General features: G+C 63.5%; 6 protein-coding genes. All 6 read right to left on the reverse strand.

The features are described 5' to 3' along the window. A partial coding sequence (locus KDH09_04765; GenBank protein ID MCB0218985.1) for a hypothetical protein occupies positions 1 to 737 on the reverse strand: 737 nt, incomplete at its 3' end. Positions 738 to 741: 4 nt separating this feature from the next. Further along, positions 742 to 1,206 (reverse strand): DUF4405 domain-containing protein, encoded by a 465-nt coding sequence (locus tag KDH09_04770; GenBank protein MCB0218986.1) that lies wholly within the window; start codon positions 1,204 to 1,206, stop codon positions 742 to 744. Between the two features lie 6 nt (positions 1,207 to 1,212). Further along, positions 1,213 to 2,280 (reverse strand): hypothetical protein, encoded by a 1,068-nt coding sequence (locus KDH09_04775; protein MCB0218987.1) that lies wholly within the window; start codon positions 2,278 to 2,280, stop codon positions 1,213 to 1,215. Positions 2,281 to 2,423: 143 nt separating this feature from the next. Next, complete coding sequence (locus KDH09_04780; protein ID MCB0218988.1) at positions 2,424 to 3,887, reverse strand: hypothetical protein; 1,464 nt, start codon at positions 3,885 to 3,887, stop codon at positions 2,424 to 2,426. Positions 3,888 to 3,915: 28 nt separating this feature from the next. Next, positions 3,916 to 5,733 carry a cytochrome C gene (locus KDH09_04785; GenBank protein ID MCB0218989.1) on the reverse strand — a complete coding sequence of 606 codons (1,818 nt, stop codon included), beginning with the start codon at positions 5,731 to 5,733 and terminating at the stop codon, positions 3,916 to 3,918. Positions 5,734 to 5,958: 225 nt separating this feature from the next. Then, positions 5,959 to 6,685: aldehyde dehydrogenase family protein (locus tag KDH09_04790; protein ID MCB0218990.1), on the reverse strand; the 727-nt coding region annotated here is incomplete at its 5' end.

Below are 6,685 nucleotides of genomic sequence, written 5' to 3' on the forward strand. Positions count from 1 at the left end.
ACGCCGACCTCGGTCCTGCCCTCGCCCATCAGGTCGGCGTCGTGGCAGGTGGCGCACATGGACTCGTAGCTCTGAAGCACCATGTGCTCCTGATCGGCGTCGGGGCTGTGGCAGTCGGCGCAACGGAACTGCGCTCCGGCCTCCTTGAAGTGCTTGAACTCGTGCTCGGTGTGCTGGAATACCAGCCGGGTGCGCCGCTCGTAACCGAAGTCCCCAAGATCGGGGTGGCCCTTGCCGAAGCTCTCGAACACGGCGCTGTGGCAGCTCTGGCACTGGTTGTTGTCCAGCGCGGTGAGCGCGAAGTCGCGTCCCTGGTGCTCGCGGTGACAGGTCGCGCAGGCCACCTGCCCCATGGCGTCCATGGGCGGGCCCATCATCGAATTGGCCGCGCTCTCACCCAGGTGGGCTTTCGCCTCGCGGGTCAGGCGCTCGAGGTCCTCTGCCGGCAGGGCGTGGGGATTGAGCGCCGCGTCGCCCCAGTTGTGGCAGGCGCCGCACTTCTTCGATTCGAGCATCTCCACCTGCGAGGCGGCGAGCCCCGCGTGAAGCTCTTTGACCTGCTGCTCGTCGTAGACGTGACACTTCGAGCACTGCTGGCTCATCACCGCGTGGTGCTGGCTCATCTCACCGGGGCGCACAAAGGACTTGCCCAGCGGCCCGGCCAGCAGACCGACGCCGAGCGCGGCCAGCAGCACGCTCACCACCAGGGTCACCTTGCGCAGGGAATTTGCATCCATCGCGCTACCCCATCCACCAGGCCAGCAGGCCGTGGGCGTGCATCAGGATTCCGTGGATCAGCGCGAAGCCCACAAGCGCCCAGGTCAGCGAGAGGTGCACGTAGCGCCAGGCGGGAACGGCCTGCTCCCCCTCGGCGGCGGGGGCCGCGCGGCGCCCGACAATCCCGCTCAGCGAGACTGCCACAAAGAGCAGCGCCAGCAGGATCTCGAACCCGCCATCGGGCAGGCCGAAGTTCATGTGAGCGACAAAGAGCGCGAGGGCGACAATCCCGAGGCCCGCATGGGCGCGCGCCAGGAGGGTTCCCGGAAGACAAAGCGCCAGCGCAAGCAGCAGGACCATCAGGACCCAGCCGCTGGCATAGGAAGTATTGCGAAGAGATGCGCTGAAATGGGAGTTTGCCAGCCAGAAGACAAGCAGGAGCCCGGCGAGGGCTGCGAGTTCAATCCCCCCGCTCCTTGTCTTCCCCATTGCTTCCTACTCCCTGGCTTTACCCTTGTATTGATCTTTCGTGGGGAGCAAAGAGTCAATGGCTGCCAGCTCGGAACCATCGGATCGGGCAAGAAAATCGCGGGCGGCCTTGCCGACCTTGTCGGCGGCGCCCTGAAGCGCTTTCGCGTTTCCGGGAGCGACCTGAATGCCGTTTACCGCCGCGTTCATGGCAGCAACCTCGGCAATGGCGGCTTTGTCCTGAATCTGCGCGAGCGCGGTCTTCGCGTGCTCGACGCGCGCGGCCATGGCATCGAAGTAAGTGCCCTTCCCGCTCGCTCGCGCCGCGGCGCGCAGACTGTATTCGAGGTCCAGCGCGCGGCCAGTGACATAGAAGAGTCGCAGGCGCTCGGGACTCGCGGGCTCATTCATCTTCCCGTCGGTGGCCAGGTAGTTGTGGCGCACCTCGCCCTGGGTCCAGGCAACGAGCTCAATGTCGCTGCCGGTGGGATGGCCGCCCACTTCGACGATCTTCTGGTCGCCCACCACGTGGCAGTGGTAGCAGTGGGAGGTCAGCCGGTAGAGATCCTCGGAGTGGTTCATCCCCGCGGCCGCGCTCTTTTCAAAGCGCATCTTGCGGTGAGCTGGGGTCTCGGTCTCGCGGGTGATGTCCATGCCCCCGTAGTCGTCGTGAATCTTGACCCAGTCTTTGGCAGCGCCGTGGCAGCTCTCGCAGGAGACGCCGTATTTTGCACGCACGCGGCCCGACTGAACCTGCGTGGTGTAGTGGCAGGTGGCGCACCGCGGTTCTGCCTTGATGCGGCGGATGCCCAGTTTGTCGGCGATGGCTTTGGCCTCGTCCGTGCGGTGGAGCTCGGCAAAGCTCGTGGAGTGCTCGCTCTCCATCCAGGCATCGACGGCGGCCTGGTGGCACTCGCCGCAACTGTCGGCCCCCAGGTAGCGCGCGGCCACTTCGGGTTTGAACGGGCCCTCCTCGTCGGAGTGGGCGCCGGCCAACATCCGCCCGCCGGCCAGCATGAGCGGCAGGCCGCAACAGAGCGCCAGCAGCGCCTGCTTCCATGAGAATCCGGTTGTCAGGTGAGTGCGGGAACCCATCGTCGCCTGTCACAAACTTGAGAATTCGCCCGAGCTGTTTGTCTGATCTTCTAAGTAGCGTCGCGCTGCCTGATTCGCAACAGTTAAGGACAGAAAACTTTATGATTTCGGCTGGTTGTGCGCCACGTCACGCCCGCTTTGTCCTACAATTTGAGGACCAGTTCGACCCGTCCGCCGTAGTTTCGCGTCGGTGAGATCGGCGTGGGCTGCTCCAGCCATGTGTAGAAGGCATCGCCGCGCAGGATGAAGCGGGTCCAGATCGCCTGCTGCAGCCGGATTCCGACCGCCATCTGCCCGCGCTTGTTCCCGTCGGTGGCCTGCCGTCCGCCCACTTCCAGAATGATCTGCCGGCGGATGCTGCCGGGGAAAATCTGAACGCCCAGCGCGCCGCCGGCCGCGCGCCAGGGGTTGTCGCTGAGCGCCGAGCCGTAGCGCCCCAGCCCCACGGCGGCAAAGAGAATCCCCACCCTGCCGAGCGGCCCGCCGCGATCGGGGCCGCGGGCGGCCGAGATATATTCGTTGATACCCCAGAAACCGTTCAGATAGATGAAGTTGTTCGAGTGGTGGAAGGTCCAGGCCAGCTCGGCAAAGAGCAGCGTGCCGCGCGAGATGGCCGTGGTCTCCATCTCCGTGGGGATCGAGGTATTCACCCGGAAGGTCGTGTTGAGTAGTCCGATGCGCTGCGTGGCGCTGATGCCGCCATAAAATGAATCGATGTAGGCGCTGCGTTTTTGTGCTTTCACAAAGACCGCATCGATGGCGATGGTGCTCCAGGGGAAGTCGGTTTCGGTAAAGAGGCCGAAGAGCTGGGCGTCGTGCTCGCGCAGGTTGTTGCCGCGATGCACTTCGTTCCAGCCCCACACCGCCGTTACGCGAAAATTCGATGTCCCCGGCGGGCGCAGTGTGTTGCGAATGAGCCCCACGGCATCGATGGTGTCGTCGATAAGCATGCCGTCCTGGATCAGGAAGGGCTGACGCCCCACGGAAAAACCGAAATCCCAGATGCCCGAGTCGTCGGGGTCAAGAATGGGAAAGAGCTCACCGATGTCGCCTTCCATGAAGAGCGTTTCAATGCGGTCGTTGCCCACCGCGTCCCAGCCGCGCGTGGCCTTGGGCGTGAATTCGTAGCGTGTGAATCGCCCGTCCCGGTCCAGAGGGCGAAAACCGATGAGCACGCGCTCGGTTCCGGTCAGGAACAGATTGGCGAACACGTCGAAGCGCTGGGCCCACTCGCTGTTGCGCACGGCGCCGGTGTCGTGAAACTGCACGGCGGTACGATAGGTCCCGAAGAGCTGCAGGCTCGGATTCCACACCGCACCGGTGGGAAGCTTCCAGCCCTGCCCGATTTCCGAGGGGCTCAGGAAGGGATCACCGAACTCGATGGGCGGCGGCGTATTGTGCGGGATTTCCTGGATCGGGGTGTGCTCGTCCTCGATCCGGCTCGGGGAATTTTCCAGGTGACTGTAATCGTAAGGATCTTCGGGCGCTTTCTCGATCTCTTCGGCATGGGCCACGCCGCCGATAGTCGCAAGCAACAGCGCCCCCGCCACGAGGAGCCCACGCCACGGGTCTCGCGGCCATTCAAAAGTCATCTCAAAGAATTTCACTTGCGCGTGAGCTGCCTTCCCGCTCCGACTACTTCACTTCAAACTCGGCTGTGCGCTCCCACAGCGTCATGTGCCCGTCCACGATGGCATCGGCCACCTGCCGCGGCGTCATCCCGTAATCGAATCCGACGCCCTTGATCTCGTTGACGAGATTCACGGGCACCATGGCCGCGATGAGCTTTGCGCTCACATAGTAGCGACCCGGCCCCCGAAGTCTCTCGGCGTCGACTTCATACTCGGCCCAGCGGCTGCCGCCGGGCTTGATCCCGATCTTGTGGATGCGCGCTCCCACCGGACGTCCGATCAGGACGTTGGAGAGAAGCTCGGGACGCAGGAAAGGCAGCGCGTCGAGCGAGTAGTTGACCGCAAGCACCTGCTCGCGCTCGCCGCCGCGAACATTGGTCGTGATGAACTTCGACTGGAGCGAGAAGAGCTGGTCGTCGAGGGGCAGCTCTCCGCCGTGCACATAGACCGAGTGGTTGTCGCGAACGTCACCGTTGGGATCAAGATCGCCGGATTTGAAGACCACATTGCCGGAAGCGTCGATCACCGAAACCTGTAACCACACCAGCCGCTCGGCGGTAAATCCCGTGGGCACATTGTGGCCGTCGGTGCCGTTGCTCACCTGGAGCTTGAAGGAAATCCCGTCATCGAGCGAGGCCTGTTCCAGTTCGATCTCGCTGAGTTTGTATCCCTCGCGCAGGATTGCGTGGCGATCCTGTTTCGCGCGCTCGAGCAGCTTGAAGTTCCGCTCGAGAATGCTGCGCGCTTCGTAGCGATCATCCACCGACTCCCAGCGCGGCGGGAACTCCATCTCGTCGGTGACGGTGTCTTCGAATTCGTCGGTGCCCCAGCCGGCTTCCCAGTCAAAGGCGGTCCACTCACTGAAGCTGGCAAAGGCCTTGGCTTCGGGATTGTGCGGAAAAAGCCCCGGATGCACGATCGGGTAGTCGGGCCCCACAAACATGTGATTGGTCAGCCTGCGCTCGCGGGTAAGCACGCCGCCCACGTTGGCTGCGGAGCCGTGCTTGTATTCGCCGGGCACGCCGGGGACCTTGCCCATGTGGCAATCCTGGCAACTCTCACCTCGCGCGGCGGCCGGTGAGGTTTTGTACTCGCTGAATGCTTCTTCGAGTCGAAAGCCGTTGGGAAGCGTCACGTCGTGACACGAACCGCAAAAGCCCGACTCGGTGAGCTGGAAGAAGCGCTTGGCATCGGTGTGAATGGGCCGGCCCACGCCTTCCTTTTCGGTCGTCACCTTGAATTCGGGATCGTCGATGACGCGCTGGACTTCCTCGCCGCCTGTGGGCCCCATGACGGGCGTCGTAAGATCGCCGGTCACGATGGGACGGCGCCCGCTTACCTTGCCCACGGGCTGGGAGACGCGGTGGCAGGCGATGCAGGTGATGCCTTCCTGGGAGACCGCGCTGCGGTTTTCATTGGCGGTGAGAATGGGCTCGCCCGTCGCCATGCCGACGGGCGTGTGGCAGCGGATGCAAAAATCGCCGAAGGTGCCGTTTGTTCGTTTATTGATCTCGCCCTGCATGGCGTTGAAGACGGGGCTGAGCTGGGCGTAGGCATGCTGGGAGACCGACCACTCGTCATATTGGCCGGGATGGCAGGTTTTGCAGGCCTGGGCCGAGGGATATTTTTCCGTATCGAAGAGCGGACCGTGCGCGACCTGCGAGGCGCTCGCAGCTTCGGCGGAATCCGATGCCTGCTCGGCCATGGCGGCGCGCTCGCGCTCTGCAAAGGCGTAACCTGCCATACACAGCGCCAGAACGCAGATCACCAGCGCGCTGCGCAGCACCCGGCCACGTGTCATTGAGCTTTGTTTACCATCCATGCGAAAGCGCGCCCTCCCCCGGCGCACGCTCCCCGGTTGCCAGTCCCCAAGTCCCTGGCACACTTGGTCATTACGAGGTGATTTTTACTGGTACCGCTTGGCTCACACAAGGGCACGCGCAAGCAATCGGGCAAGGCGCAGCGCAGGCTCAGTCGCTCGCACAGCTCCAGTGGGACAAAACGGGGGCCAATCGGCCCCCGTTTCTGCAACATATATAGGTGGGAGTTATCCGCGCCGCGCGATCATGTCGTACCAGACTTTCTTTTCGCGCTTGCCGACAAGGTCCAGGTAGATGGTCTTGGTCTCGGTGTAGGCCTCGAGCCCTTCGTCACCGAACTCACGCCCGAGCCCCGATTCCTTGTAGCCGCCAAAGGGCGCCTGCACGTTGAGCATGTGATACTCGTTGATCCACACGGTACCGGTGCGAATTCGCCTGGCCACGTTCCAGGCCGCCTGGGTATCGCGGCTCCAGACCGCGCCGCCCAGACCGTAGCTCGACTGGTTGGCCAGCTCGATGGCCTCGTCCACGTCCTTGTAGCGCAGCACGCTGAGCACGGGACCGAAGATCTCCTCGCGCGCAATGGCCATGTCGTTGGTGACGCCGGTAAAGATGGTCGGCTCGACGTAAAAACCCTTCTCCAGCCCCTCGCCCTCGGCGCGCTTGCCACCGGTCGCAACGGTTGCACCTTCGGCCTTGCCCTTCTCGATGTAGCCGAGCACGCGATCGAGCTGGCGCTGGTTGATGAGCGGTCCCATGTCGCTGGTCATCTCGGATGGATCGCCCAAACGAATCTTCTTTGTCTTCTCGACAAGTTTGCTCACCACATCGTCGTGCAGGGTGTCGGGAAGGAACAGGCGCGTGCCCGATTCACATGCCTGCCCGGCGTGGAAGAACGTCGCCCAGAGCGCGGCATCGATGGCACTGTCAAGATCGGCGTCTTCGAGCACAATG

The sequence above is a fragment of the Chrysiogenia bacterium genome, from assembly GCA_020434085.1.
Lineage (GTDB): Bacteria > JAGRBM01 > JAGRBM01 > JAGRBM01 > JAGRBM01 > JAGRBM01.

Coding starts and splice junctions, on each gene's coding strand:
- KDH09_04785 (MCB0218989.1), bottom strand. CDS start 5,733: ATGGATGGTAAACAAAGCTCAATGACACGTGGCCGGGTGCTGCGCAGC.
- KDH09_04775 (MCB0218987.1), bottom strand. CDS start 2,280: ATGGGTTCCCGCACTCACCTGACAACCGGATTCTCATGGAAGCAGGCG.
- KDH09_04770 (MCB0218986.1), bottom strand. CDS start 1,206: ATGGGGAAGACAAGGAGCGGGGGGATTGAACTCGCAGCCCTCGCCGGG.